The sequence below is a fragment of the Novilysobacter viscosus genome (genome assembly GCF_046600715.1).
In the GTDB taxonomy this organism is placed as follows: Bacteria; Pseudomonadota; Gammaproteobacteria; order Xanthomonadales; family Xanthomonadaceae; genus Lysobacter_C; species Lysobacter_C viscosus.
Map to the genome: position 1 here is coordinate 323,110 of NZ_JBJMAV010000001.1, position 24,170 is coordinate 347,279.

Sequence of the window (24,170 nt, forward strand, 5' to 3'; positions counted from 1 at the left end):
GGTCATACGAACCACGCCAGCGCGAACAGGCCCAGCATGGCGAAGGCAAGACCCAGCTTGAGCACCGTGCCCACCAGGATCCCGAGCCATGTCCCCAGTCCTACGCGAGCGGCATGGTGGACCTTCCGCCCGTGGATCAACTCACCGGCCAGGGCCCCCAGGAACGGTCCGGCAAACAGGCCGATGGGCCCAAAGAACAGGCCGACCAGGGTGCCGATGACGGAGCCGACCAGTGCCAGCCGGCTTGCTCCCACCCGCTTGGCACCCATCATCGTCGCGACGAAGTCCACCACCAGAGACAGCGCGGTCAGCAGGCCCAGAAGCACCAGCATCGGCACGCCCACTTCCTGGAAGCCGCCGGCCCATGCGGCCAGCAGCATACCGGCGAAAACCAGCGGCAGGCCGGGCAGGGCAGGCAGAACCGTTCCGGCGATCCCGACCAGGATCAGCAAGGCGGAGAGGAGGTAGTAGAGGGTTTCCGGTGCCATGTATCCATCGTCCTGTCCGGCTTGGCCGGGGTTGGTTGTTCGAGTCGCACGAGCGCCCGGCCCGTTGCGGTGAAATCACCAGCGATGATCTCACCTGCACTCACCCTGCCGTAAGGCCGTGCAGACGAATCCCGCGATCCGCGCGCCGCCGAACCATCGTGCGTCCCGGATACGAGAAAGCCCGGCCAGATGGCCGGGCTTCCAGTTCAGGAACTGCAGCAAGTCAGGATGGCATCAGCGGGTCCAGGCGCGGCCGTTGTAGACGCGGACGTAGGATCCCTCGCGGATTCCGCCCAGGTCATTCTGCGTAACCACCGTCGTGCGTCCGTCCTGCATGCGGACATAGACGTTGTAGGTGGCGCCGCCGGTGCGGTTCTGGATGGCGTTGCCCGCTACCGCGCCGGCAACCGCGCCCGCAACCGTGGCGGTGTTCTGGCGGCCTTCGCTGTCGGTCTGGTCCTTGGCGATCGCACGGCCCGCGGCCGCACCCACAAGACCGCCGAGCACGGCACCCGTCGCGCGCGGCGCGTTGCTGGTGCCGCTACCCACCTGCTCGATCCGGGTCACCGTGCCGCAGTCGTAGCAGTTGGCGGTGCTGTTGCCGTACCCGACGCCCGCGCCGGCGCCGGCCGAACCGTAGCCGGAGGTGGCGCAACCGGCCAGTGCCAGTACCGAGGCGGTGGCCACGCCAAGCAATCGAAGGTTCAAAGTGTTCATTCCGCTCTCCTAAAATGGTGGGACGGGTGGCGGAACCGCCACACGCCGCCACCGTAGGCAGCGATCCGTGAACGAGTGATCAACCCGCGAGGGGTGCATTCATCAAGCCAGAGGCTCCAGCACGAAGCCCGTTACGCCTGGTCAGCCCCGGAAGTCCTGGTGGCATGCCTTGCATGCCTCGCCGATGTTCTCGGACGTGGCCGTCGCGCTCTCACAGTTGAGCGGCGGGCTGCCAAGGGCATCGTCAAGGGTGGCGCGGAGGAGGCGGGCGTGCTCGGTGAAGCGCGCGTCGTCGCGCAGGTCGGGGAATGCCGGCTCAAGGTCGTTGGAAACAACCCGCAGTGCCTGCAGGTGCGGGAGTATGTCGGTCGCCGCGCAGCGGTTGGCCTCGATCGCTTCGCCCATGCGGGCGCTGTGCGCCTGCATCATGCGCATTGCAGCGTCGGGATAGTGGTCGGACCAGTCCTTTCGGGACTCCAGCGAACGCATCAACATCACCACGCCCAGCACGCCGATGACCAGCCCCAGCAGGAACACGAAAAGATAGCGGGCACCATGGCCCTTGCGCGTGGTCGAGGCGTCGGCCCGGGAGTCGTGGGGCTGGGTATCGCTCATGGCCGGGACTCCGAAATATGTGTGGCCGGACGATACCACGCAGTCGGTCGGCCAGCCTGCCAGCCAGTTCGCCCCTTGCAAGCCGATCGCCAGCCAAGTCGATCGACTCAATGGCAATAGACTATGCCGATGTCCAAAGATGACCCGGCTCCTCGCGCCCTCGACGCGCACTGGTACGACCGCTTTGGCGGCATCGACCGCCTGTACGGCCGCGGCACGCTGGACCGCCTGGCGGCATCGCGGGTGGCGATCATCGGCCTGGGTGGCGTCGGGTCGTGGGTGGCCGAGGCGCTTGCGCGCAGTGGCGTGGGCCACCTGGCGCTGGTGGATGCCGACGAGATCTGCGTGTCCAACACCAATCGGCAATTGCCTGCGCTGGAGGGCCGCTACGGCTGGACCAAGGTCGAGGCGATGGCCGAGCGCTGCCGGGCGATCAACCCCGCTATCGGAGTGGACGAACACCCCTGCTTCCTGACCTCCGGCAACATGGAGTCACTGCTGGCGCCCGGGTTCGATCTGGTGCTGGACGCATGCGACAGCTTTCGCAGCAAGGTGGAGCTGGTGGCGTGGTGCCGTCGTCGCAAGCAACCGGTGATCGTCTGCGGTTCGGCCGGCGGGCGCACGGACCCGACCCAGGTGCGGGTGCGGGACCTGTCGCGCACCGAGCACGACGCGATGCTCGCGTTGATCCGCAAGAAGCTTCGCGCCGACTTCAACTTCCCCCGCAACGCCAGCCGCTACTTCGGTGTGCCCGCGGTGTATTCGCTTGAGAACGTCCAGTACCCGCAGGCCGATGGCCGCGTATGCGGAGTGCGGCCGAAGATGGACGGTGACGCGGGGTTCAAGCTCGACTGCGGAGCGGGGTTGGGCGCGGCCACGCACGTCACCGGGGCATTCGCCTTCGCCATGGTCGCCAAGGCCATTCCGATGCTTCTTAAGGATAAGGATCCGACGGGGCGCGCCGACGCCGACCCAGTGCAGGCAGACGCCGTCAGTGCGCGGGAAGCTTGAACAGCCGCTCGGCGTTGCGAGATGTCGCCTCGGCTACCACATCGGGTTCCACTCCCCGGAGTCCGGCGATGACCTGCGCCACGTACCCCAGGCGGGCCGGTTCGTTGCGCTGCCCGCGGATGGACGCATCGGGCTGGTCGGGTGCATCGGTCTCAAGCAGCAGGTGTTCGAGTGGCATGGTCGTGGCCAGGCGGCGCAGCCGTTGCGCCCGCTCGTAGGTCACCGGTCCGCCCAGTCCAAGCAGGAAGCCCTGGTCCCACAGCTGCTCGGCCTGTTGGCGGCTGCCCGAAAAACTGTGGACCACGCCGCGCAGTGGCGCGAAGCGCCGGATCGCGGCCAGTACGTCGTCGACCGCGCGGCGCGCGTGCACGATCAGGGGCAGGTCGAAATCCCGGGCCACCCGCAATTGGCCTTCGAAGTAGTGCGACTGCTCATCGCGGTCCAGGCCGTCGATGAAGTAGTCCAGGCCGCACTCGCCGATTGCGAGGGGCTGCTCGCGCTCGACCCAGAGGCGCAGTTCATCCAGATGTTCCCGCCGGTGGTGGACGAGGAAGGTGGGATGCAGGCCGTATGCGGGATACAGGCCTGGTCCGCGGGCGCACACGTCCCTGAGCTTGGGCCAGGAGGCCTCCGTAACGGCGGGAACGACCTGGCGCCCCACGCCCCGCTCGCGGGCGCGTTCAACCACCGCGGCCCGGTCCGGGTCGAACTCGGGCGCATCCAGGTGGCAGTGGGTATCGACAAGGTCCAAGCTCGTGGATCGTCGCCCGTCACACTTCAACGCGCGGGTTCATTTGCGCGGGTCAACGTCGATCGGTTCCTTGCGGCTCTTCCAGTTGGCCAGCAGCAGGGTACCCAATGCCAACAGGATCTCGTCCACGAACGGGAACGGATCGGGAACCACCAGAGTGATCGCGAACAGCGCCGCGGTCAGCTTGAACAGCGTGGGGTAGCGCAGTTTGCGTGCCCAGCCCAGCAGTGGGAGAAGAAGCGGATTGGCCATGTCGGGTGCCTGTCGCAGGATTCGCTGACGCTACCACGCAGGTGCGGCCCCATTCACGGATCCGGAGACAGCGCGTCAAAAAATTGGCACGGGTTCAGCTTCGCGGTGGTGCAATGCCTGCCTCACACCAAGTCGGGCCCAGAGCCCGCTCCCGGAGGTCGGTAATGAACAAGAACATGCTCGCAGTCGCATTGGCGTCGGTGCTGGTCGGCGGCGTTGCCGTCGCCGCGTACAACAGTTTCACCGACGGTGGAGATGACCGCCCGGACGGTGTTGCCACCGCGGCGGAGTTGGGAGCCCTGGGCCTGGATGCCGGCATGGACCTGCCGGCCGGGGAGGCGATGGACGACATCGAGTATGCCGACGTGGTCAATGTCAAGCCGGTCAGCGAGAAGCAGGCGCTCTATGCGACCGTCATCGGCACCGATCCCATCAGCGAAACCAGTACCGTGTCCAGCCCCCGCGAGGTGTGTGAGGACGTGGTGGTGCAGGAACGGCTGCCCGAGCGCGATGGCAATGTCGGTGGCACCGTGGCCGGCGCGCTGATCGGTGGACTGGTCGGCAACCAGGTGGGTGGGGGCAACGGCAAGAAGCTGGCCACGGTCGCGGGTGCGGTGGGCGGCGGGTACGTCGGCAACCGCGTGGACCGCAACCACGTGGGTGGGCGTGTGGTCGAGCGCGTCGACCGCCAGTGCCGGACCGTGTCCGATACGTCGAAATCCTCGAAGGTGGTGGGCTACAACGTGACCTACCGCAACCCCGACGGCACCACGGGCACCATGCGCACCGGCAGCAAGCCGGGCAGCCGGATCTCCCTCGGTAGCGAGGACGAGGTCGTGGGCTACGACGTGACCTACCGCTACGAAGGCCAGCAACAGACCATCCGGATGGACGACCAGCCGGGCGAGCGCCTGCCGGTGATCGACGGGCAGGTCGTCACCCGGACTGCGCTGGTGAGCGAGAACGACCGCGGCTGAGCGCGCATGGCCGGGTGGGGCAAAGGGGCCGGGTTTCCGGCCCCTTTGCATGTGTGGGCTCCCGCTTTCGAGGCGTTCCCGGGGTGCCGTGGCCGCGGGCGCCCCGATACAATGGCGATCTTTGACCGCCCGAGTCCCCCCATGGCCCTGCACCCCTACGACCTCTACGACGTCCGCTCCCTGCTCAGTGAAGAGGAGTGCGCCGTCCAGGACACCGTCGCCCGGTTCACCGATGAGCGCGTGCTGCCGATAATCGGAGACGCCTTCGACGAGGGCCGATTCCCCAAGGAACTGGTCGGCGAAATCGCCGAGCTTGGCCTGCTGGGCTCGACCCTGCCGGAGGAGTACGGCGGTGGCGGGCTCAATTCGGTCTCCTACGGCCTGATCTGCCAGGAGCTGGAGCGCGGCGACAGCGGCATCCGCAGTTTCGTCTCGGTGCAGTCCTCGCTGTGCATGTACCCGATCTTCGCCTACGGCACCGACGAGCAGAAGAAGCGGTGGTTGCCCGACATGGCAGCGGGCAAGGTGATCGGCTGCTTCGGGCTGACCGAGCCGCATGGCGGCTCCGACCCGGCCAACATGAAGACCGTCGCCAGGAAGGATGGTGGCGACTGGGTGATCAACGGCGCCAAGATGTGGATCACCAACGGCAACCTGGCCGACATCGCCATCGTATGGGCGCAGACCGACGACGGCATCCAGGGCTTCATCGTGGAGAAGGGCACGCCGGGTTTCGCCGCCCAGGAGATCAAGCACAAGATGAGCCTGCGGGCTTCGGTGACCAGCTCGCTGTTCTTCGACAACGTGCGCGTCCCCGACTCCAGCCGCCTGCCCAACGTCAAGGGCCTCAAGGGTCCGCTCGGCTGCCTGACCCAGGCCCGGTACGGCATCACGTGGGGGCCGATCGGCGCGGCCGTCGCCTGCCTGGATGAAGCCCTGAACTACAGCAAGGAGCGCATCCTGTTCGACCGTCCGCTCGCGGCCAACCAGGCCGTACAGCTGCGCCTGGCCGACATGGCGCGCCGCATCACCAGCGCACAATTGCTGTCGCTGCAGCTGGGGCGGTTGAAGGATGCCGGCAAGATGGCTCCGACCCAGGTCTCGCTTGCCAAGTGGAACAACTGCCGCATGGCCATCGACATCGCCCGCGACTGCCGCGACCTGCTCGGCGGCGCCGGCATCACTACCGAACACGCAGCCATTCGCCACGCGCTCAACCTGGAGTCTGTGATTACCTACGAGGGCACCGAGACCGTGCACCAGCTGGTGGTCGGCCGTGAGCTGACCGGCATCAACGCGTTCTGACCGTGGCCACGGGCGGCGGTCCGATCGACCCGGTGCCTTTTGAAGGCAGGGTGCCCGATGGTTTGGCGGCGACCCGGCTGGAAACCGAGCGACTGGTGCTGCGTGTGCCGCGCATCGAGGACTTCGAGCGTTACGCGGACATGTTCGCCCGCGAGGAGCTGCGCTCCATCGGCGGTCCGCTGGTGAGGGGCGAGGCGTGGCGCCGGTTCCTGCAGATGCCGGGCGCTTGGATGCTGCAGGGTTTTGCGATGTTCTCGCTGGTCGAAAAAGACACCGGCCGGTGGATCGGCCTCGCGGGCCCCTGGCATCCCGACGGTTGGCCCGGTACCGAAGTGGGCTATTCGCTGCACCCGGACGCGTGGGGCATGGGCTACGCCACCGAAGCCTGCGAGGCGGCGATGGATTTCGCCTTCGACCAGTTGGGCTGGGATGAAGTCGTCCACACCATTGCCCGCGACAACGCCGGCTCGCAGTCGGTGGCTCGAAGGTTGGGTGCCCGTAACAGGGGTCCGGTCACGCTGCCGCCGCCGCTGGATGCCATCGAGGCCGACCTGTGGGGCCAATCCCGCGCCGAATGGCGCTCGCGTCGCGTTCGTCACACGGTTGCCTGACCTCACCCCTTCATCCGTCGACCCCGTGGCCAGGCCACGGGGCGGAGACCTGCATGACCGCGTCGATTCCCAACCCCGTCCCGGCCCGCATGCGCGGCCTCAACCGCGCCGAGATCTGCGACGTCAACTTCACCGAGTTCGTTCGCGGCTGGAACGGCCACCGCGACGTGGCCCCGGCACCGCACGAAGCGGTGCTCGACGGCAGCGCGCTGGACGCCGCGGGCTTCCGGGAGCTGTTCGAATCCCAGTTGATCAGTCGCCACCTGGACCTGATGGCCCGCGTGCTGCGCGTGCAGAACAAGGTCTTCTACACGATCGGTTCCAGCGGGCACGAGGGCAACGCGATGGTCGCCCGGCTGACGCGCCACACGGACCCCGCGTTCCTGCACTACCGCAGCGGCGGGTTCATGGCCGAGCGCTTCCGCAAGTTGCCGGGCATGGACCCGATCATGGATTCGGCGCTGAGTTTTGCCGCCAGCTCCGACGATCCCGCCAGCGGCGGTCGCCACAAGGTCTGGGGCAGCAAGTCGCTGTGGGTACTCCCGCAGACCTCGACCATCGCCTCCCACCTGCCCAAGGCGCTGGGCACGGCAATGGCGATCGAAACCGCACGCCGCCTCGGCCACCCGTTGCCGATCCCGGGCGACAGCATCGCCATCTGCTCGTTCGGCGATGCCTCCAGCAACCATGCCACCGCGCAAACCGCCTTCAATGCCGCGGCCTGGTCGGCCTACCAGAAGCTGCCCGCGCCGGTGCTGTTCGTGTGCGAGGACAACGGCATCGGCATCTCGGTGAAGACGCCCAGCGGTTGGATCGCCCGCAACTTCGCCAACCGGCAGGACCTCGACTACTTCCATGCCGATGGCCTGGACCTGGCGAGTGGATACGGCGACGTGCAGCGCGCGGTCGAGCATTGCCGGCGCACGCGACGGCCGACGTTCCTGCACCTGCGTACCACCCGGATCATGGGCCACGCCGGCACCGATTTCGAAATCGAGTGGCGCTCCGTCGAGGAGCTGTGCGCGGTCGAGGCCACCGATCCATTGTTGCGTTCGGCGGCCATCGCGATGGAATCGGGCCTGATGTCGGCCGACGAAGTGCTGGCGCTGTACGAGGCCACGCGCGAGCGCTGCTTTGCCGCGGCGGGCGAGGCGGACAGGCGCCCGAAGATCGAAACGCTGGAGCACGTGATCGCGCCGCTCGCGCCCTACACCCCGCAAGCGGTCATGGCCGAGGCCACGCGGGTGGACTACGCAGGCCGGCGCGTGGAGGCGTTCGGGTCCGAAGCCAGGCTGCCCGAGGGCCAGCCGCCGAGGCACATGGCCATCCAGATCAACAACGCGCTGCATGACCTGTTCGCCAAGTACCCGGAAACCCTGCTCTTCGGCGAGGACGTGGCGCAGAAAGGCGGCGTGTACACCGTCACCAAGGGCCTGCAGAAGGCATTCGGGCGCCGCCGCGTGTTCAACACGCTGCTGGACGAGACGATGATCCTTGGAATGGCGCAGGGCTTCGCCAACCTGGGCCTGCTGCCTATTCCGGAAATCCAGTACCTGGCCTACTTCCACAACGCCTGCGACCAGATCCGCGGCGAGGCGGCCAGCCTGCAGTTCTTCAGCAACAACCAGTTCGCCAACCCGATGGTGGTGCGCATCGCGGGGCTGGGTTACCAGCGGGGCTTCGGCGGGCATTTCCACAACGACAACTCGATTACCGCACTGCGCGACATCCCAGGCCTGGTCGTGGGTTGCCCCTCGCGGGGCGACGACGCGGCGACGATGCTTCGCACCCTGACCGCGCTGGCCAAGGTCGACGGCCGGGTCAGTGTGTTCCTCGAGCCGATTGCGTTGTACATGACCAAGGACCTGTACGAACCGGGCGATGGGCGGTGGTTGACGGCGTACCCGGCGCCCGAGGAGGCGATGACGCTGGGCGAGGGCCGGGTCTACCTGCCGGATAGCGGAGGTGAGGGCAGTGACCTGGTCATCTTCACCTACGGCAATGGCGTGCCCATGAGCCTGCGCGCCGCCCGCGAGATCGAGGCCAGGCACGGCTGGAAGGCGAGGGTGGTGGACCTGCGCTGGCTGGTGCCGCTCAACGCCGCGTACATCGTCGAGCAGGCGAAGTCCGCCAAGCGCATCCTCATCGTCGACGAAGGCCGCCACAGCGCAGGCGTGGGCGAGGGCGTCATCACCGCGATCGCGGAAGGGGGCCATGGCGCACGCCCCTTCCAGCGCGTGGTGGGTGTCGACACCTATACCCCGCTGGCCGGTGCGGCATTCCTGGTGATCCCGGGCGAGCAGGACATCGTGGCGGCGGCGGACCGTCTCGCGGGCTGAGGCTGCAGGTCCGGCAGCGGCCACATCGCTGACCCTGTAGGAGCGACTTCAGCCGCGATCGGCGCCCGCCGGTTGCAGCTTTCAGAAGTGGCTAACGGGTGCGTGGCCAGGTGCCGCAGGGGTGCCGCCCCCATGCCGTTCCTACACGGCGCGGGTCGTTGCGTGATCGCGCCTGAAGCCGCTCCTACGAGGACCGGTCATGGCGGCGGGCAAGTCCGTCCAGGAGGTCGCCCTCGCGAACGGGCGTGCCGCCTGCGTCAAGACCGGTCGCAGGCCGCTCCAAGGGCAGAACCGCCAGAGCGACAGCACCCGCGGGCGGCATGGCGCAGCTGGACACGACCGTGCCCAAGGGCGTGGCGCCGGATCGCACGTCCGCCCCCACCTCCACCGGCGCATCTGCCTCCAGCAGCGCCAGGCCGCGTTTCACCTTCCCCAGGAAATGCGTCCGCGCCACGATCTCCTGTCCCGGGTAACACCCCTTCTTCACGCTGAAGGCCCGCAGGCGCTGGAGCGACAGCTGCTGGGGCGTCCAGTGCCCGGCCTGCGAGGGCGGCAGGCGCGGCAGGCCATGGCGCAGGTCCTGCTCCACCCAGCGCCTGTTGGACGCGGCATGCGGTTCGCCGCAGTCCGCCGGTCCAAGCCGAAGCGTGCGCGCACCGCCATCGCCGCCCATGTCGAGTTCGACAACCTCACCGTCTGCCGTCGACGCTCTGCCTGCGGTTGCGCTGGCAGGTGCTGCGAAGCGCCCGACAGCCGCGACATCCTCCAATACGTCGATCCGGACCTTGCTGCGAAAGAGGAAGCGCGAGAGCGCGGAACAGACCGTTGCGGGATCGGCGTCGGGCATCACGGCCCACAGGGTCTGGTCGTCGCGGCGGAGCAGGGCGAACAGCGCAACCACGCGCCCTTTTGGCGTCAACCAGCCGTTCCACTGCCAGTCCAGCACGTCCAGCGCCGCCACGTCGTTCATGAACTGGGCCTGGGCGAACGCCGTCGCATCCGGCCCGGATAGTGCCAACACGGCGTGGCCGTCGAGCCGGAAATCGCGTGGTTCCGGGGTTTGCGGGTTGTCAGGCATGGGGGCGGGAATTAAGCTTCATCGCCCCGATGATAGGCGAATCCCCAACTTCGACCGGCCCGGCCGACCCCACCGCGACGCCCGATCCGGCGCCCGGGGACGCCGGTGTCGAGCGCAAAGGGGACCGCCCGACACAGCCGCCCGCCCAGCCGCCCAGCGAGTGGGGCGGACGCGAAGGGCCCGACCCGGTGCGGTATGGCGACTGGGAGAAGAACGGGCGCTGCATCGACTTCTGATGCGGCCCCGGCCCGGTTCCAGCTCGTAGCAGTTCCGTCCTACCCATCCGCCACGCGGCCCTGCCGCCCAGCCGAGACCGCTGCCACCCATGGCCAGTCGCCCACGTCCCTTGTCGCCCCACCTGCAGGTCTACCGGTGGCAGATCCAGATGGTGACCTCGATCCTGCACCGCGCCACCGGCGTGATCCTCACCGTCGGCAGCCTGCTGATCGTGTGGGCACTGGTCGCGCTGGCCTCGGGTCCCGAAGCGTGGGGTGACTTCACCGGGTTCGCCGGCTCGCCACTGGGCTTCCTGGTCCTGTTCGGTTGGAGCTGGGCCCTTGCCTTCCACCTGGTCAATGGCATCCGCCACCTCGTCCAGGACGCAGGCGTGGGGTACCGGATCGAGTCGTTCACCACCAGCAGCTGGATCTCGGTGGTCGGAAGCCTTGTGTTGACCGCGATCATCTGGCTGGCGGCCATGTTCCTGCGGGGTGAGGCATGAGCCTGCGCCTGCGCCACCCCATCAAGACCGCGCGCGGCCTGGGCTCGGCCAAGGACGGCACGCACCATTGGATCCTGCAGCGCATCACCGCGATCGCGCTGGTTGCCCTGTCGCTCTACCTGGTCGGCCTGGTGGCGTGGCTGGCCGGTTCGGGCTACGGCGAAGTGCGCGCAGCCGTGGCCCATCCGGCCAACGCGGTGTTGCTGGTCGCCTTCCTGGTCACCTCGTTCTGGCACGCCAAGCTCGGCATGCAGGTGATCATCGAGGACTACATCCATACCCCCTGGCTTGCCGCCACTGCGCAGCTGCTGGTCATTTTCGTGTGCGTCCTCGCGGCCATCGCCAGCGTGCTCGCCGTCATCCGCATCGCGCTGGGAGCCTGATCCATGGGTGCCGCTTACAAGATCCACGAACACACCTTCGACATGATCGTCGTGGGTGCCGGTGGCGCCGGGCTGCGCGCCACCTTCGGCCTCGCCCAGAAAGGCCTGAAGACCGCCTGCATCACCAAGGTGTTCCCGACCCGCTCGCACACCGTCGCCGCCCAGGGCGGCGTGGCGGCGGCGCTGGGGAACATGGGCGAGGACGACTGGCGCTACCACTTCTTCGACACGGTCAAGGGGTCGGACTGGCTGGGTGACCAGGACGCCATCGAGTACATGTGCCGCGAGGCGATCCCCGCGATCATCGAGCTGGAGCACCAGGGCGTGCCGTTTTCGCGCACCGACGACGGGCGCATCTACCAGCGTCCCTTCGGCGGCATGACCACCCGCTTTGGCGAGGGCCCGCCGGCGCAGCGCACGTGCGCCGCCGCCGACCGCACCGGCCACGCGATCCTGCACACGCTCTACCAGCAGTCGCTGGCGCACGACGCGCAGTTCTTCGTCGAGTACTTCGCCCTCGACCTGATCATGGACGCGGACGGCGCCTGCCGCGGCGTCCTGGCACTGGACCTGTCGACCGGCGAGCTGCACCTGTTCAAGGCCCAGGGCACCGTGCTGGCCACCGGCGGCTATGGCCGCGCGTACTTCTCTGCGACCTCGGCCCACACCTGCACCGGCGACGGTGGCGGCATGGTGCTGCGCGCCGGCCTGGCGCTGCAGGACATGGAGTTCGTGCAGTTCCACCCGACCGGCATCTACGGCGCCGGCTGCCTCATCACCGAAGGCGTGCGGGGCGAGGGCGGCATCCTGCGCAACAGCAACGGCGAGCGCTTCATGGAGCGTTATGCGCCAAGCGTGAAGGACCTGGCGCCGCGCGACATGGTCAGCCGTTCGATGACGATGGAAATCCGCGAAGGCCGCGGCGTTGGCGAGCACAAGGACCACATCCTGCTCGACCTGACCCACCTGGGGCCCGAGGTCATCCACGAGAAGCTTCCGGGCATCGCCGAATCGGCCCGCATCTTCGCCAACGTGGACGTGGAGAAGGAGCCGATCCCGGTCATTCCCACCGTGCACTACAACATGGGCGGCATCCCGACCAACTACCACGGCGAAGTCGTGCAGTTGCGCGGTGGCGACCCGGACGCGGTGGTGCCCGGGCTTTACGCCATCGGCGAGGCCGCCTGCGTATCGGTGCACGGTGCCAACCGGCTGGGGTCGAACTCGCTGCTTGACCTGGTGGTGTTCGGCCGCGCGGTCGCCAACCGCTGCGCCGAGACCATCACCCCCAACGGCAAGGCCACCACGCTGGCCGGCGATGCCCTGGATGCGTCGCTGTCGCGACTGGACACGTTGCGCAATGCCAACGGTGGCACGCCCACCTCGGTCATCCGCGACAAGATGCAGCGCACCATGCAGGCCGACGCCGCGGTGTTCCGCACCGGCGAGACGCTGGCCGAAGGCGTGGCCAAGATGCGCGAGATCCACGCGTCGTTCGCCGACGTCAAGGTCAGTGACCGTTCTCTGGTCTGGAATTCCGACCTGGTGGAAACCTACGAACTGGCCAACCTGCTCGACCAGGCGCTGGCCACCATCGTGTCTGCCGAGAACCGCACCGAGTCGCGCGGCGCGCATGCACGCGAGGACTACCCCGAGCGCGACGACAGCGGCTGGCTCAAGCACACCCTGTGCTGGGTCGACCCGGCCGGGACGACCACCATCGACTATCGCCCGGTGCACATGCACACGCTGACCAGCGATGTGGACGTGATCCCGCCGAAGAAGCGCGTGTACTGACCGGACCCCAGCCCATGGCCGAATTCGCACTCCCGAAGAACTCGCAGATCCAGAAGGGCCGGCATTTCGATGCCCCGGGCGCAAGGCAGCCCCGCACCTTCAAGGTCTACCGCTGGAACCCGGATGACGGACTGAACCCTCGCGTCGACACCTACGAGGTCGACCTGGCCGCGTGCGGACCGATGGTTCTGGACGCGCTGATCAAGATCAAGAACGAGATCGACCCGACGCTGACGTTCCGGCGCTCCTGCCGCGAAGGCATCTGCGGCTCGTGCGCGATGAACATCGACGGCACCAACACGCTGGCGTGCACCAAGGCGATCGCCGACTGCGCCGGTGACGGCGAAGTGCCGATCTACCCGCTGCCGCACATGGAGGTGGTCAAGGACCTGGTCCCGGACCTGACCCACTTCTACGCCCAGTACGCGTCGATCAAGCCGTGGCTGCGTACCCAGAGCCCGACGCCGTCGGATCGCGAGCGCCTGCAGTCGCCGGCCGACCGCAAGAAGCTGGACGGCCTCTATGAATGCATCCTCTGCGCGTGCTGCTCGACCAGCTGCCCGAGCTACTGGTGGAATGGTGACCGTTACCTGGGCCCGGCCGTGCTCCTGCAGGCCCACCGCTGGATCGTGGACAGCCGCGACGAGGACACCGGCGCACGCCTGGACGACCTCGAAGACCCCTTCAAGCTGTACCGCTGCCACACGATCATGAACTGCACGCGGACCTGCCCCAAGGGCCTCAACCCGGCGCAGGCGATCAGCGAGATCAAGAAGCTGATGCTGGCGCGCCGCGCCTGAGGCGCCGGCGCGTGAGGGTAGGTGCGTCCCGGATCCGCCGTGCACGGAACGGGGCGGGTGTGGCGCTGGACGGACAGTTCAACGGACGCCGATGGGTGGCCCCGCGGGGGCGCCCGGGGGATGATCTTCCGAAGGCCTGAGGGGTTGTGACATGACCGACACGTCGATCTTCCTGCCTGCGCTGGCGATGGCCGCGCTGACCTTCGTGGTCTGGTGGCGCATGTACTTCATGCGCGTCGGCCAGATGAAGCGCGACCGGATCCATCCCCAGCGCGTGGCCACCTCGGCGCAGTCCGCCTCGTTGCTGACCGACAGCCGGGCCGCGGACAATTTCCGCAACCTGTTCGAACTCCCGGTGCTCTTCTACATGGCGGTCGTGGTCGCCGCCGTGGCGGGCCACGCCGACGCCGTGGTCCACGTGCTGGCGTGGCTGTTCGTCGCGCTTCGCGTCGCACACAGCGCCATCCACTGCACCTACAACAAAGTCATGCATCGCTTCGCGGCGTATCTGCTCGGCGGTCTCGTGCTGTGGTTCCTGTGGGGCTACCTGGCCCTCGGCTTGCTGAAGGGCTGAGGCGGGGTTGGAAATCGCCGACGACGAAGCGGAACTGCGGCGCCTGCGCTGGAAGTGCCGGCGCGGGATGCGCGAACTGGACCGGCTGTTCGAGCGCTACCTTGACCGCGCATGGCGGCAAGCACCGCCCGCGGAACGCGTGGTTTTCCTACGGCTGCTGGAAACCGAGGACGATAGGCTGTGGCACTGGTTCATGGGGCATGACACGCCAACCGATGACGAGCTCGCCGACCTGGTCCACCGCATCCGCTCCCTGCCGGCTTGAGTGGCGTCCGTCGCGCTGGCTGCTGCTGGCGCTGGTCCTGTTGACGGCGGGCGCCGCGGTTTCGCTGCTGGCGTCCGATCTGCCGCGCACCGTCGCATGGGGCGGGGCGCTCGCGGCCCTGCTGTACGGTTTGCGTGTTTCCCGGAGTGAGCTGAGGAGGCCCCCGCGATTGCTGGTGGCGCCCGGCGATTGCACGAAATGGCGTATCGATGGACAGCCGATGCCCGGCCTGGTCCTGAAGTGGCGTGGCCCGCTGCTGTTCGTGCATTGGCGTGGGCCGGCGGGCCGCGAGCGCCTGGCCTGGTGGCCTGACACCCTGCGCGCGCCCCAACGGCGTGAACTGCGACTGGCCGCGCCCGCCCCCGGGACTGCGCGTGATGCCGGTTCGATGGCACCATAGCCGCTTCCTCCGGTTGGCCCGCGCATGTTCAAACCCATTCCCGTCGCCATCGGGCTGCGCTACCTGCGCGCCAAGCGCCGCAACGGCTTCATCTCGTTCATATCGTTGGCCTCGATCCTGGGCATCGCACTTGGGGTGGCGGCGTTGATCACCACGCTGGCGGTGATGAGCGGCTTCCAGCGGGAGATCCGCGACCGCATGCTGCAGATGGCCGCCCACGCCACCGTCAGCGCGTACGGCGAGCCGCTGACGGACTGGCCGGAAGCGGTGCGGCGTGCCCTGGCCGACGACCGCGTGGCGGGCGCTGCGCCCTACGTCGAGAAGGAAGCACTGCTCAATGGCGCGCGCAACCAACCTGCATTCGTGCGCGGCATCGTCCCGGAAGAGGAGGCCAAGGTCTCCGTGCTGGGCGAAAAGATGAAGGCCGGCGAGATGGCTTCGCTGGTGCCGGGCGAATTCAACGTACTGCTCGGGACCGAGCTTGCGCTGTGGCTTGGGGTCGGCGTCGGCGATGACGTGGTGATGACCCTGGCGGATTTCCGCAGCACCCCGGTCGGCGCGGTGCCACAGCTCAAGCGATTCACCGTCACCGGGCTGTTCGAGGTCGGCTACAACGAGTTCGACAAGGGCATGGCGTTCGTCCACATGCATGACATGCAGCGCGTGATGCGCATGGGCGACGGCGTTACCGGCGTGCGCCTGAAGCTGCACGACATGGACCAATCGTGGGATGTCGCACGTGACCTGGCGGTCGAGTTGGGCGGCCCCTACCGGGTCAGCGACTGGACCAGCGAGAACGCCAACATGTTCCGCGCGCTGAAGATGGAGAAGACGATCATGGCGATCCTGCTGTCGCTGATCATCGCGATGGGCGCCTTCAACCTGGTCAGCTCGCAGGTGATGCTGGTGACCGACAAGCAGGCCGACATCGCCATCCTGCGCACCCTGGGCCTGACGCCCAGGGCAGTGATGCAGGTGTTCATGGTCCAGGGATCGTTGATCGGCGTGATCGGCACCGTGCTGGGGGTGGTGGGCGGCATCGTGCTGACGCTCAACCTGGAGCACATCCTGCAAGGCATCGAGTCGCTTTTCGGCGTGGTGCTGCTGCCGGCGGACGTCTACTACATCACCGGCCTGCCGACCGACCTGCAGGCCAGCGACGTGACGATGATCGCGCTGGTCGCGCTGGCGATGGCATTCATTGCCACGCTCTATCCGGCATGGCGCGCCGCACGCACGGCACCGGCCGAGGCCCTGCGTTATGAGTGAACCCATGAGCGACTCCACCGACGCCGCTGCCGTCCAGCCGCCGCACAAGCACGCCGGGGAGGTGATCCGCGCTGCCGGCCTGGGCAAGACCTACGCCGAGGGAGACCTGCGCACGCCGGTGTTCGATGGACTGGACCTGGAGGTCCATGCAGGCGAGACCGTGGCGATCCTCGGTGCGTCCGGCGCCGGCAAGAGCACCTTGCTGCACCTTCTGGGAGGGCTGGACATGCCCACCGCGGGCGAGGTCTTCGTGGCCGGCCAGAAGATGAGCGCACTGTCGGATGCCGCCCGGGGCACGTTGCGCAACGGCGCGCTCGGGTTCGTCTACCAGTTCCACCACCTGCTGCCGGAATTCACCGCACTGGAGAACGTGATGCTGCCGGTGCTCCTCAGCGGCACCTCGGTGGCCGACGCCTCCGGGCGCTCGCGGGCGCTGCTGGAGTCGGTGGGCCTTGGCCACCGGTTGCAACACAAGCCCGGCGAGCTGTCGGGCGGCGAGCGCCAGCGTGCAGCCGTTGCCCGCGCGCTGGTCAATCGACCGGCCTGCGTGCTGGGTGACGAACCGACCGGCAATCTCGACGAGAAGACCGCGGGTAGGGTGTTTGAACTGATGCTCGCGCTCAACCGGGAACACCACACCGCACTGGTGCTGGTGACCCATGACCGCCGCCTGGCACGCCGGCTGGACCGCGTGCTGGAGCTCCACGAGGGCAGGCTCCGGGAACTGCGAACCGACGAGGTGTAGGGACATGCAACATGCGGCAGGGACGCCGCCCTTTGGACTCGTGGCCGCGGCCGCGCTGATGGCCGGTGCATCGGCCGTGCTGTGGGCCCCGGTATTGCCTTCTCCGATCCTGGCCGGCGCCGCGATGGGTGCAGGGGCGTGGACGTGGTGGCGGGGCAGGGCCCTGCGCTGGCTGGGCTCCGCGCTGGTAGGGGCCGCCGTCGCGGCGCTGCATGCGTCGCATGCGCTGTCGCTGCAGTTGCCGCCGGAATCCGGCCGGCAGGACGTGACCGTGTCGGGGCACGTTGTGGGGTTGCCGGAACACGAGCCGCAGCGGACTGTCTTCACCTTGCGGGTCGACACGGGCGGTGAACAGCCCAGTGGATTGCGCGGCCGCCGCGTACGGGTCGCCTGGTACGGCGAGGGATTCGGGGCGCGCGCGCGTGCGCCCACGGTGCGTCCGCGTGCGGGCGAGCGCTGGCAGCTCGAGCTTCGCGTGCGACCCCCACGCGGCCTGCGTAACCCGGGCGGATTCGATGGCGAGCGCAACGCGCTGGTGAAGCGCCTGGCGGCGACCGGATACGTGCGGAATCCCTCGGCGGCGCGGCGCCTGGCGCCCCCCCGAGGCCTGCACGCATGGCGCGAAGCGATGTCCGACGCCATTTCGCACACGGTCCCCGACCCGTCGAGCCGGTTCGTACGGGCCTTGGCGATCGGTGATACCCGGGGGCTGGAAGACGATGACTGGGAGCGGCTGCGCGCCAACGGGCTCACCCACCTGGTCGCGATCTCCGGCTTCCACGTGGGCCTGGTGGCCGGATTCGCCGCACTTCTCGCCGGCATGCTCTGGCGCGGGCTGCCAAGCCTGGCCAGGGTCGTCCCGCGTCCGCTGGCCGCCGCAGCGGCTGGCCTGGCGGGTGCGATGGTGTACGCGGCGGTCGCCGGCTTTGCCTTGCCCACCGTGCGAACTGTGCTGATGATCGCCGTGGTGGCCGCCGTCAGGTGGCAGCGGCGGCCCTTGCGCATGGGAGACGCGCTTGCACTGGCCGCCATCGTGGTGGTCTTGCTGGATCCGCTGGCACTGCTGACCGCCGGGTTGTGGTTGAGCTTCGTCGGCGTGGCGTGGCTGCTGTGGTGCCTGCCCGAGCGCGAGCGGCGACCCTTGCATGAACTGGTGTCCGCGCAGGGCGTGGCCAGCGTCGGCCTGCTGCCGCTCACCGTGGTGCTGTTCGGTGAAGCGTCGTTGGCCGGACCCATCGCCAATCTCGTGGCCGTCCCGTGGTGGAGCCTGGTGGTGGTGCCCACCGCACTGGTCGGCACGCTGCTGGAAGCGCTGCACGAAGGCGCCGGGGCGTGGGCATGGCGCACGGCAGCCTCGCTGTTCGATGCGTCGTGGCCGCTGTTCGGCTGGCTGGCCGATACCGGGCTGGCCCTGTGGTGGCTGCCGGAGCCACGCTGGTTCGCGCTGCCGCTGGCGATGGCAGGCGCGTTCTGGCTGTTGCTGCCGCGGGGCCTGCCGGGCCGGCCGCTTGCCGTTCTGCTCTGGTTGCCCCTGTTGATGCCGTCCCGGCAATTGCCGCCCGTGGGCGGGTTCGAGGTGACGATGCTGGACGTGGGCCACGGGCTGGCGGTGGTGGTACGCACGTCGGGCCACACCCTGCTGTATGACACCGGCCCGGCGGTGCCCCACGGCTTCGACGCGGGTGAGAGGGTGGTGGTGCCGGCGCTGCGCGCATTGGGCGTGCGCCGGCTGGACCGCGTAGTGGTGAGCCACGCCGACAGTGACCATGCGGGCGGACTCGACGCCGTTCGCAGGTCGTTCCCCGCGCCACCGCTCGCACCGGCCGGCTCGGGGCTGCTTGATGCCCCGGGATCGGTGACCTGCGAAGCCGGGGGTGGATGGGAATGGGATGGCGTGGCATTCGAGTTCCTGCACCCGCCACGGCACTTCCCATACTTCGGAAATGAAGCCAGTTGCGTGCTCAGCGTGCGCGGCGCGCACGGCCACGCACTGCTGACCGGCGATATCGGCGAAGTGGTGGAGCGCACGCTGGTGAAGCTGCACGGCGCCCGGCTGCGGGCTGACGTGGTGACCGTGGCACACCATGGCAGTGGCGGCTCGTCGGACCCGGCGTTCGTCACGGCCACCGGGGCGCGCCATGCGCTGGTCGCCTCCGGGCACGACAACCGGTTCGGACACCCCCGACCCGAGGTAGCGGCGCGTTGGCGCCAGGCCGGCTCGGCCCTCCACGACACCGCAACGGGTGGGGCGATAACCGCCCGGTTCGACGAACAAGGCGTTCAGGTAGTGCGCCGCCGCCTTTCCCACCGGCGGTCGTGGGATGCACAGTTGCGGTCCGGGACCCGCGTCGGTCCGGTCGATGAACCCGCTGGGCTATCCTATCGGCTGGATTGAGACGGCCACTGGCCGGAGGTTCGCGTGCTGGAACTGGTCAAGGCCGGCGGTTGGCCGATGATCCCGCTGTTGCTGCTGTCCGCGGTTGCCATCGCGATCATCGTGGAGCGGGCCTGGACCCTGCGGCGCAACGCGGTGATCCCGCCGTCGCTGGGCGACGAAGTGCGGGCGTGGGCCGCTCGCGGCAAGCTGGACCCGTCCCACATCGAGTCGCTACGTCGCACCTCGCCGCTGGGCGCATTGCTGGCGGCGGCGCTTGACGTCCGTTCGCGGCCGCGTGACCTGGTCCGCGAACGCATCGAGGACGTCGGTCGCCACCTGGTGCACCGGATGGAGCGCTATCTGAACTCGCTGGGCACCATCGCGGCATCGGGACCCCTGCTGGGACTGTTCGGCACCGTGGTCGGCATGATCCAGATGTTCCTGGCCATCGGTGACGGCGGCCTGGGTGACGTGAACCAGTTGGCGGCCGGCATCGGCAAGGCGCTGGTCTGCACGGCCACCGGCATGATCGTGGCCATCCCCGCGCTGATGGCGCACCGCTGGTTCCGGGGCCGGATCGCCGAATACATCGTGGCCATGGAGCACGAAGCGATGCTGCTGCTGGATACCATCGAGCCGGGTACGTCCCCGGCGGCGTCGCGGCCAGTGGCAACAGCGGCCGGCTGAGGCGACGGATGCGCATTCGCGACCACCGCGCCGACGACGAGCCGGAGATCAACCTGGTTCCGTTGATCGACGTGATCCTGATCCTGATCATCTTCTTCGTGGTGACCACGACCTTTGATTCGCGTTCCATGCTCAGGCTCGAACTGCCGCGTGCGACCGGCGAGCCGGCCGTCGACAGCGCCACGGCGCTCAGCGTGCTGGTCAATGCCGACGGGCGCTACTTCGTCGCCGACCGTGAGGTGCTGAGCGATGACATCGAATCGCTGAAGGCCACGCTCGCCGAGGTGGCAGGGGATGACCGCGAGCGCCCGGTGCTGCTCCGCGCCGACGCCCGGACCCCCCACCAGGCGGTGGTGACGGCGTACGACGCGCTGGGCCAACTGGGCTTCCGCCGGGTGATGGTGGCGACCGCTCCGGCGGCCACGGAATCCGCCCCGTGAGCCAGGACGCCCCGGCCTGGCCGACCTACCGCCGGCTGCTGGGATTCGCCACCCGGTACCGCGGGCTGCTGATGATCGCGGCGCTGGGCATGCTGCTTGAAGCGGCGGCAGGGGGTGCCTTCACCTGGCTGATGCAGCCGATCATCGACCAGACCTTCGTGGTCGGGGAGGCGGGCGCGCAGCTGTGGATGCCGGCGGCCATCGTGGGCCTGTTCGTGGTGCGCGGTATCGCCGGTTACCTGGCGGACTTCTACATGGCACGTTCCGGCCGCGGCATCGCCCGCGACCTGCGCGTGCGCGTGCTGGGCAAGTACCTGCGGCTGCCGGGGCTGCGCTTCGACGCCGAGCCCGTGCCCTCGATGCTGGTGCGGCTTGGCTCGGACAGCGACCAGGTGTCGCAGGCGGCGATCGACGCGGCCAAGGTGATGGTGCAGCAGTCGTTGCAGATCATCGCCTCGCTGGTGGTCATGCTGCTGGCCAGCTGGCAGGTGACGCTGACGATCCTGGTCATCGCGCCACCACTGGCCTGGATCATGGACAGGGTGGCGCGGCGTTACCGCCGTGTCAGCCATCGCATCCAGGAAAGCAGCGCGGTGCTGATGCAGGCGGCCGACCAGACCCTGAGCGGCCACCAGGAGGTCAAGGTCTACGGTGCACAGGCCGTCGAGCATGCGCGCTATGCGGCGATCGCCGAGAACCACATGAAGCTCAACCTGAAAGTCGAGGCGACGCGCGCGATCTCCTCGGCCATGGTCCAGCTGATCGGCTCGATCGGCCTGGCGCTGTTGCTGGTGATGGCCGGTTGGCAGGCCTCGCAGGGCCGTTTGACCGTGGGTGGCTTCTTCTCCCTGATGATGGCGATGATGGCGATCCTGCCCTCGCTCAAGCAGCTGACCAACGTGCAGAACATGCTCCAGCGTGGCGTCGCGTCGGCCGAGCGGCTGTTCCAGGTCATCGACGCCCCGGACGAGCGCGACGCCGGCACGCAGCCGCTGGGGCGGGCGCGTGGCGAAATCGAGTTCCGCGGTGTTTCCGCGCGCTACCCGGGTCAGGAGCGGGTCACGCTTGACGATGTGAGTTTCATTGCCAGGCCCGGCACCGTGACCGCCATCGTCGGCCGTTCGGGCAGTGGCAAGTCCACCCTGATCAAGCTGATCCCGCGCTTCTACGAGTCCGAGTCCGGGCAGATCCTGCTCGACGGCCGGCCGATCGACGACTACCCGCTGGCGGACCTACGAAGGCAGATCGCCCTGGTCGGCCAGCAGGTGATGCTGTTCGACGGCAGCGTCGAGGCAAACGTCGCCTACGGCGAGATGGAGGGCGCGAGCCGGGGGGAGCTGGAGCAGGCGGTGCGCGGCGCCAACGCCATGGAGTTCGTCGAGCACCTGCCCGACGGCATGGATACTTCGATCGGGGCCAAGGGCGGGCGACTGTCGGGCGGGCAGCGCCAACGGATCGCCATCGCGCGGGCCATGCTGAAGGATGCACCCATCCTGATCCTGGACGAGGCGACCGCGGCACTGGACACGGAATCGGAGCGGCTGGTCCAGGACGCACTGGAACGGTTGATGCCGGATCGCACCACGCTGGTGATCGCCCATCGGCTGTCCACCATCGAGCACGCCGACCAGGTGCTGGTGCTCGACCAGGGCCGGATCGTGGAGCAGGGCACCCATGCCGAGCTGCTGCGGCGCGACGGACTGTACGCGCACCTGCACCGCATGCAGTTCCGCGAGCCGCAATGAACGCACCCGCCAAGCCGCGCGCGCAGGGCCCGAGCTACTGGTTCGACGAAGCCGGGCAGGCGCCGCTGCACGCGCGCGTGGTGGCCGCGCTGTATTCCGGTGTGACCGGACTTCGGCGCGGCCTGTATGCGCGGGGCCTGCTTCGCAAGAAGCACCCGGGCGTGCCGGTGATCGTGGTCGGCAACCTGATCGCCGGCGGCGCCGGCAAGACCCCCCTGACCGTGGCCCTCGTCGAGCGCCTGCGCAACGAGGGCTGGACGCCCGGGGTCGCCAGCCGCGGTTACGGTCGCGATGGCGACGGCCCGCGGTGGGTCGAGGCGGATACGTCCGTTCGCCAGGCCGGGGATGAACCCCTGCTGGTGGCCAGGCAGACCGGCGCGCGGGTACGCGTGGGCCGCGACCGCGCGGCCGCAGCGAGAGCGCTGGTGGGTGAGGGGTGCGACATCGTGGTGTGCGACGACGGCCTGCAGCACTACCGCCTGGCGCGCGATGTTGAAATCGAGGTGATTGACGGCCGCCGCCGCTATGGCAATGGCCTGATGCTGCCGGCCGGGCCACTGCGCGAACCCGTCTGGCGCGGGGGACGGTGTGATTTCCGCGTGGTCAACAGCGGTGGAAACGCGATGCCGGAGACGGGATTCGGCGAATGGCCGATGCGGTTGGCGTGCGATCGCGCGCTCCCGCTGACGGGCGGCCGCCCACGTGCGCTGGCGTCGTTCGCCGGTCACCGGGTCCATGCGGTCGCAGGCATAGGCGACCCGGAGCGCTTCTTCGCGATGCTGCGGGCCTTGGATATCGCGGTCGTGCCGCACGCATTTCCCGACCACCACCGCTACCGGGCCTCGGACTTCGAGTTCGGCAGCCGCCTGCCGGTACTGATGACGGAAAAGGACGCGGTGAAGTGCGCCCAGTGGGTCGATCCGTCGCACTACGCGGTGCCGGTCCGTGCCGAGTTGCCGGAGGCGTTCTGGATATCGTTGTTGGACCGGCTGGGCGGCAAGTCCGCGAAAGGCGCCGAGGACGTGACGGGTACGGGCGGGAAGGGCAGCAGCCGTGACGGGTGATTTCGTTGTCGTCATTCCGGCGCGCCACGATGCGTCGCGACTGCCCGGCAAGCCGCTGTGCCTGCTGGCGGGCGAGCCGCTGGTGCTGCATGTGGCCCGGCGCGCGCTGGCCGCGGGTGCGCGCGAGGTCTGGGTCGCCACCGACGACGAACGCGTTGTCCGCGCGCTGGACGGCGCAGGGGTCAGGGTGGCGATGACCGGCCGCGACCACGCTTCCGGCACCGACCGCCTGGCCGAGTGCGCGACGCAGGCGGGCTGGGCGGATGACACCGTCGTCGTGAACCTGCAGGGCGATGAGCCGTTCGCGCCGGCTTCCGGTATCCGGCGCGTCGCCACGCTGCTGGTCGAGTCGGACGCGGACATGGCCACGCTGGCGGCGCCGATCGCAGACGTGGACACACTGCTGGACCCCAACGCCGTCAAGGTGGTGGTCGATGCCAGTGGCCTTGCCCTGTACTTCAGCCGCGCGCCGGTGCCGTGGCCCCGCGATGCGTTCATGAACGACCGCACGCGCCTGCCCGGGGGTGGCCACTGGCGGCGCCACATCGGGATATATGCCTACCGGTGCGGCTTCCTCAAGTGCTTCACCGCCCTGCCTCCGGGCCGGCTCGAGCAGGTCGAGGCGCTCGAACAACTCAGGGCGCTTGAAGCCGGCTTCCGCATCGCGGTGGCCGATACGCCCGAGGCGTTCCCGCCCGGCGTCGACACCCCGTCGGACCTGGCCCGCGCCGAGGCCAGGGTGTCGGAGCGTGGCTGAAC

At 68.7% G+C, this 24,170-nt stretch carries 26 protein-coding genes and 1 pseudogene; 21 read left to right on the plus strand and 6 right to left on the minus strand.

Features of this window, described 5'->3' with window-relative positions; translation table 11 throughout:
* Positions 1-2: 2 nt before the first annotated feature.
* The 3 genes from ACJQWL_RS01530 to ACJQWL_RS01540 all read right to left on the minus strand — a co-directional run bounded on the left by ACJQWL_RS01530 (position 3) and on the right by ACJQWL_RS01540 (position 1,820).
* Positions 3-488 (minus strand): DUF456 domain-containing protein, encoded by a 486-nt coding sequence (locus ACJQWL_RS01530; RefSeq protein ID WP_330967879.1) that lies wholly within the window; start codon positions 486-488, stop codon positions 3-5.
* A 234-nt stretch (positions 489-722) separates the two neighbouring features.
* Positions 723-1,196 (minus strand): glycine zipper 2TM domain-containing protein, encoded by a 474-nt coding sequence (locus ACJQWL_RS01535; protein ID WP_330968002.1) that lies wholly within the window; start codon positions 1,194-1,196, stop codon positions 723-725.
* Between the two features lie 150 nt (positions 1,197-1,346).
* Positions 1,347-1,820 (minus strand): hypothetical protein, encoded by a 474-nt coding sequence (locus tag ACJQWL_RS01540; protein WP_330967878.1) that lies wholly within the window; start codon positions 1,818-1,820, stop codon positions 1,347-1,349.
* 129 nt (positions 1,821-1,949) lie between these two features.
* Between ACJQWL_RS01540 and ACJQWL_RS01545 the strand changes: the two genes are divergently transcribed.
* Positions 1,950-2,831 (plus strand): tRNA threonylcarbamoyladenosine dehydratase, encoded by an 882-nt coding sequence (locus ACJQWL_RS01545; RefSeq protein ID WP_330967877.1) that lies wholly within the window; start codon positions 1,950-1,952, stop codon positions 2,829-2,831.
* Here the strand turns inward: ACJQWL_RS01545 and ACJQWL_RS01550 are convergent.
* Both ACJQWL_RS01550 and ACJQWL_RS01555 read right to left on the minus strand, forming a co-directional pair.
* On the minus strand, positions 2,812-3,582 hold the full coding sequence (locus ACJQWL_RS01550; protein ID WP_330967876.1) for a TatD family hydrolase: 771 nt from the start codon (positions 3,580-3,582) through the stop codon (positions 2,812-2,814). The genes ACJQWL_RS01545 and ACJQWL_RS01550 overlap by 20 nt on opposite strands.
* Before the next feature lie 39 nt (positions 3,583-3,621).
* The gene (locus ACJQWL_RS01555; RefSeq protein WP_330967875.1) at positions 3,622-3,834 is read right to left on the minus strand and encodes a DUF6116 family protein; all 213 of its coding nucleotides are present in this window, start codon (positions 3,832-3,834) and stop codon (positions 3,622-3,624) included.
* A gap of 164 nt (positions 3,835-3,998) precedes the next feature.
* Here ACJQWL_RS01555 and ACJQWL_RS01560 point away from each other — a divergent pair, with 164 nt between their 5' ends.
* The 4 genes from ACJQWL_RS01560 (at position 3,999) to ACJQWL_RS01575 (ending at position 9,066) form a co-directional block, all read left to right on the plus strand.
* Positions 3,999-4,811, plus strand: a complete 813-nt coding sequence (locus tag ACJQWL_RS01560) for a glycine zipper 2TM domain-containing protein (RefSeq protein WP_330967874.1) — start codon at positions 3,999-4,001, stop codon at positions 4,809-4,811.
* Between the two features lie 141 nt (positions 4,812-4,952).
* Positions 4,953-6,116 (plus strand): acyl-CoA dehydrogenase family protein, encoded by a 1,164-nt coding sequence (locus ACJQWL_RS01565; protein ID WP_330967873.1) that lies wholly within the window; start codon positions 4,953-4,955, stop codon positions 6,114-6,116.
* A 50-nt stretch (positions 6,117-6,166) separates the two neighbouring features.
* Positions 6,167-6,727: a GNAT family N-acetyltransferase gene (locus ACJQWL_RS01570; protein ID WP_330967872.1), complete on the plus strand. Its 561-nt coding sequence runs from the start codon at positions 6,167-6,169 to the stop codon at positions 6,725-6,727.
* Between the two features lie 53 nt (positions 6,728-6,780).
* Positions 6,781-9,066: a thiamine pyrophosphate-dependent enzyme gene (locus ACJQWL_RS01575; RefSeq protein WP_330967871.1), complete on the plus strand. Its 2,286-nt coding sequence runs from the start codon at positions 6,781-6,783 to the stop codon at positions 9,064-9,066.
* A gap of 184 nt (positions 9,067-9,250) precedes the next feature.
* Here the strand turns inward: ACJQWL_RS01575 and ygfZ are convergent, their stop codons facing one another.
* A complete protein-coding gene (ygfZ, locus tag ACJQWL_RS01580; protein ID WP_330967870.1) occupies positions 9,251-10,144 on the minus strand; it encodes a CAF17-like 4Fe-4S cluster assembly/insertion protein YgfZ in 894 nt (297 codons plus the stop codon).
* A gap of 29 nt (positions 10,145-10,173) precedes the next feature.
* Here ygfZ and ACJQWL_RS01585 point away from each other — a divergent pair, with 29 nt between their 5' ends.
* From ACJQWL_RS01585 to kdsB, 16 genes and pseudogenes are all read left to right on the plus strand, one after another.
* Positions 10,174-10,380 (plus strand): DUF1674 domain-containing protein, encoded by a 207-nt coding sequence (locus ACJQWL_RS01585; RefSeq protein ID WP_330967869.1) that lies wholly within the window; start codon positions 10,174-10,176, stop codon positions 10,378-10,380.
* An 89-nt stretch (positions 10,381-10,469) separates the two neighbouring features.
* Complete coding sequence (sdhC, locus tag ACJQWL_RS01590; protein WP_330967868.1) at positions 10,470-10,865, plus strand: succinate dehydrogenase, cytochrome b556 subunit; 396 nt, start codon at positions 10,470-10,472, stop codon at positions 10,863-10,865.
* A complete protein-coding gene (sdhD, locus tag ACJQWL_RS01595) occupies positions 10,862-11,248 on the plus strand; it encodes a succinate dehydrogenase, hydrophobic membrane anchor protein (protein ID WP_330967867.1) in 387 nt (128 codons plus the stop codon). Before sdhC ends, sdhD begins: the two co-directional genes overlap by 4 nt.
* A 3-nt stretch (positions 11,249-11,251) precedes the next feature.
* Positions 11,252-13,045: a succinate dehydrogenase flavoprotein subunit gene (sdhA, locus tag ACJQWL_RS01600; protein ID WP_330967866.1), complete on the plus strand. Its 1,794-nt coding sequence runs from the start codon at positions 11,252-11,254 to the stop codon at positions 13,043-13,045.
* A gap of 14 nt (positions 13,046-13,059) precedes the next feature.
* Complete coding sequence (locus ACJQWL_RS01605; RefSeq protein WP_330967865.1) at positions 13,060-13,845, plus strand: succinate dehydrogenase iron-sulfur subunit; 786 nt, start codon at positions 13,060-13,062, stop codon at positions 13,843-13,845.
* A gap of 151 nt (positions 13,846-13,996) precedes the next feature.
* Positions 13,997-14,419, plus strand: coding sequence for an MAPEG family protein (locus ACJQWL_RS01610; protein ID WP_330967864.1), 423 nt, complete (start codon positions 13,997-13,999; stop codon positions 14,417-14,419).
* 67 nt (positions 14,420-14,486) lie between these two features.
* Positions 14,487-14,684, plus strand: a complete 198-nt coding sequence (locus tag ACJQWL_RS01615) for an FAD assembly factor SdhE (RefSeq protein ID WP_330968001.1) — start codon at positions 14,487-14,489, stop codon at positions 14,682-14,684.
* Positions 14,635-15,084 (plus strand): hypothetical protein, encoded by a 450-nt coding sequence (locus ACJQWL_RS01620; protein ID WP_330967863.1) that lies wholly within the window; start codon positions 14,635-14,637, stop codon positions 15,082-15,084. The genes ACJQWL_RS01615 and ACJQWL_RS01620 overlap by 50 nt, the downstream gene beginning before the upstream one ends.
* Positions 15,085-15,108: 24 nt before the next feature.
* Entirely contained in the window at positions 15,109-16,353 is a 1,245-nt protein-coding gene (locus ACJQWL_RS01625; RefSeq protein WP_330967862.1) for a lipoprotein-releasing ABC transporter permease subunit, read from the plus strand.
* Positions 16,354-16,357: 4 nt separating this feature from the next.
* Positions 16,358-17,098 (plus strand): lipoprotein-releasing ABC transporter ATP-binding protein LolD, encoded by a 741-nt coding sequence (gene lolD / locus ACJQWL_RS01630; protein WP_330967861.1) that lies wholly within the window; start codon positions 16,358-16,360, stop codon positions 17,096-17,098.
* A 4-nt stretch (positions 17,099-17,102) separates the two neighbouring features.
* Positions 17,103-19,624: pseudogene (locus ACJQWL_RS01635) on the plus strand (DNA internalization-related competence protein ComEC/Rec2); the annotation flags it as partial.
* Positions 19,518-20,162, plus strand: a complete 645-nt coding sequence (locus tag ACJQWL_RS01640; RefSeq protein WP_330967859.1) for a MotA/TolQ/ExbB proton channel family protein — start codon at positions 19,518-19,520, stop codon at positions 20,160-20,162. The pseudogene ACJQWL_RS01635 and the gene ACJQWL_RS01640, both read left to right, overlap by 107 nt.
* 8 nt (positions 20,163-20,170) lie before the next feature.
* A complete protein-coding gene (locus tag ACJQWL_RS01645) occupies positions 20,171-20,602 on the plus strand; it encodes an ExbD/TolR family protein (RefSeq protein WP_330967858.1) in 432 nt (143 codons plus the stop codon).
* Positions 20,590-22,347, plus strand: a complete 1,758-nt coding sequence (gene msbA, locus ACJQWL_RS01650) for a lipid A export permease/ATP-binding protein MsbA (protein ID WP_330968000.1) — start codon at positions 20,590-20,592, stop codon at positions 22,345-22,347. Before ACJQWL_RS01645 ends, msbA begins: the two co-directional genes overlap by 13 nt.
* Positions 22,344-23,411 carry a tetraacyldisaccharide 4'-kinase gene (gene lpxK / locus ACJQWL_RS01655; protein WP_330967857.1) on the plus strand — a complete coding sequence of 356 codons (1,068 nt, stop codon included), beginning with the start codon at positions 22,344-22,346 and terminating at the stop codon, positions 23,409-23,411. Before msbA ends, lpxK begins: the two co-directional genes overlap by 4 nt.
* Complete coding sequence (gene kdsB, locus ACJQWL_RS01660; RefSeq protein ID WP_330967856.1) at positions 23,401-24,168, plus strand: 3-deoxy-manno-octulosonate cytidylyltransferase; 768 nt, start codon at positions 23,401-23,403, stop codon at positions 24,166-24,168. The genes lpxK and kdsB overlap by 11 nt, the downstream gene beginning before the upstream one ends.
* The last annotated feature ends 2 nt before the right edge of the window (positions 24,169-24,170 follow it).

What these genes read in the sequence shown, in the direction of transcription:
- sdhD (WP_330967867.1), top strand. Translation starts at nt 10,862, where the DNA reads ATGAGCCTGCGCCTGCGCCACCCCATCAAGACCGCGCGCGGCCTGGGC.
- ACJQWL_RS01605 (WP_330967865.1), top strand. Translation starts at nt 13,060, where the DNA reads ATGGCCGAATTCGCACTCCCGAAGAACTCGCAGATCCAGAAGGGCCGG.
- ACJQWL_RS01540 (WP_330967878.1), bottom strand. Translation starts at nt 1,820, where the DNA reads ATGAGCGATACCCAGCCCCACGACTCCCGGGCCGACGCCTCGACCACG.
- ACJQWL_RS01645 (WP_330967858.1), top strand. Translation starts at nt 20,171, where the DNA reads ATGCGCATTCGCGACCACCGCGCCGACGACGAGCCGGAGATCAACCTG.
- ACJQWL_RS01555 (WP_330967875.1), bottom strand. Translation starts at nt 3,834, where the DNA reads ATGGCCAATCCGCTTCTTCTCCCACTGCTGGGCTGGGCACGCAAACTG.
- ACJQWL_RS01585 (WP_330967869.1), top strand. Translation starts at nt 10,174, where the DNA reads ATGATAGGCGAATCCCCAACTTCGACCGGCCCGGCCGACCCCACCGCG.
- lpxK (WP_330967857.1), top strand. Translation starts at nt 22,344, where the DNA reads ATGAACGCACCCGCCAAGCCGCGCGCGCAGGGCCCGAGCTACTGGTTC.
- sdhC (WP_330967868.1), top strand. Translation starts at nt 10,470, where the DNA reads ATGGCCAGTCGCCCACGTCCCTTGTCGCCCCACCTGCAGGTCTACCGG.
- ACJQWL_RS01625 (WP_330967862.1), top strand. Translation starts at nt 15,109, where the DNA reads ATGTTCAAACCCATTCCCGTCGCCATCGGGCTGCGCTACCTGCGCGCC.
- sdhA (WP_330967866.1), top strand. Translation starts at nt 11,252, where the DNA reads ATGGGTGCCGCTTACAAGATCCACGAACACACCTTCGACATGATCGTC.
- lolD (WP_330967861.1), top strand. Translation starts at nt 16,358, where the DNA reads ATGAGCGACTCCACCGACGCCGCTGCCGTCCAGCCGCCGCACAAGCAC.
- ACJQWL_RS01610 (WP_330967864.1), top strand. Translation starts at nt 13,997, where the DNA reads ATGACCGACACGTCGATCTTCCTGCCTGCGCTGGCGATGGCCGCGCTG.
- ACJQWL_RS01560 (WP_330967874.1), top strand. Translation starts at nt 3,999, where the DNA reads ATGAACAAGAACATGCTCGCAGTCGCATTGGCGTCGGTGCTGGTCGGC.
- ygfZ (WP_330967870.1), bottom strand. Translation starts at nt 10,144, where the DNA reads ATGCCTGACAACCCGCAAACCCCGGAACCACGCGATTTCCGGCTCGAC.
- ACJQWL_RS01575 (WP_330967871.1), top strand. Translation starts at nt 6,781, where the DNA reads ATGACCGCGTCGATTCCCAACCCCGTCCCGGCCCGCATGCGCGGCCTC.
- ACJQWL_RS01615 (WP_330968001.1), top strand. Translation starts at nt 14,487, where the DNA reads ATGCGCGAACTGGACCGGCTGTTCGAGCGCTACCTTGACCGCGCATGG.
- ACJQWL_RS01545 (WP_330967877.1), top strand. Translation starts at nt 1,950, where the DNA reads ATGTCCAAAGATGACCCGGCTCCTCGCGCCCTCGACGCGCACTGGTAC.
- ACJQWL_RS01565 (WP_330967873.1), top strand. Translation starts at nt 4,953, where the DNA reads ATGGCCCTGCACCCCTACGACCTCTACGACGTCCGCTCCCTGCTCAGT.
- ACJQWL_RS01620 (WP_330967863.1), top strand. Translation starts at nt 14,635, where the DNA reads ATGACGAGCTCGCCGACCTGGTCCACCGCATCCGCTCCCTGCCGGCTT.
- ACJQWL_RS01530 (WP_330967879.1), bottom strand. Translation starts at nt 488, where the DNA reads ATGGCACCGGAAACCCTCTACTACCTCCTCTCCGCCTTGCTGATCCTG.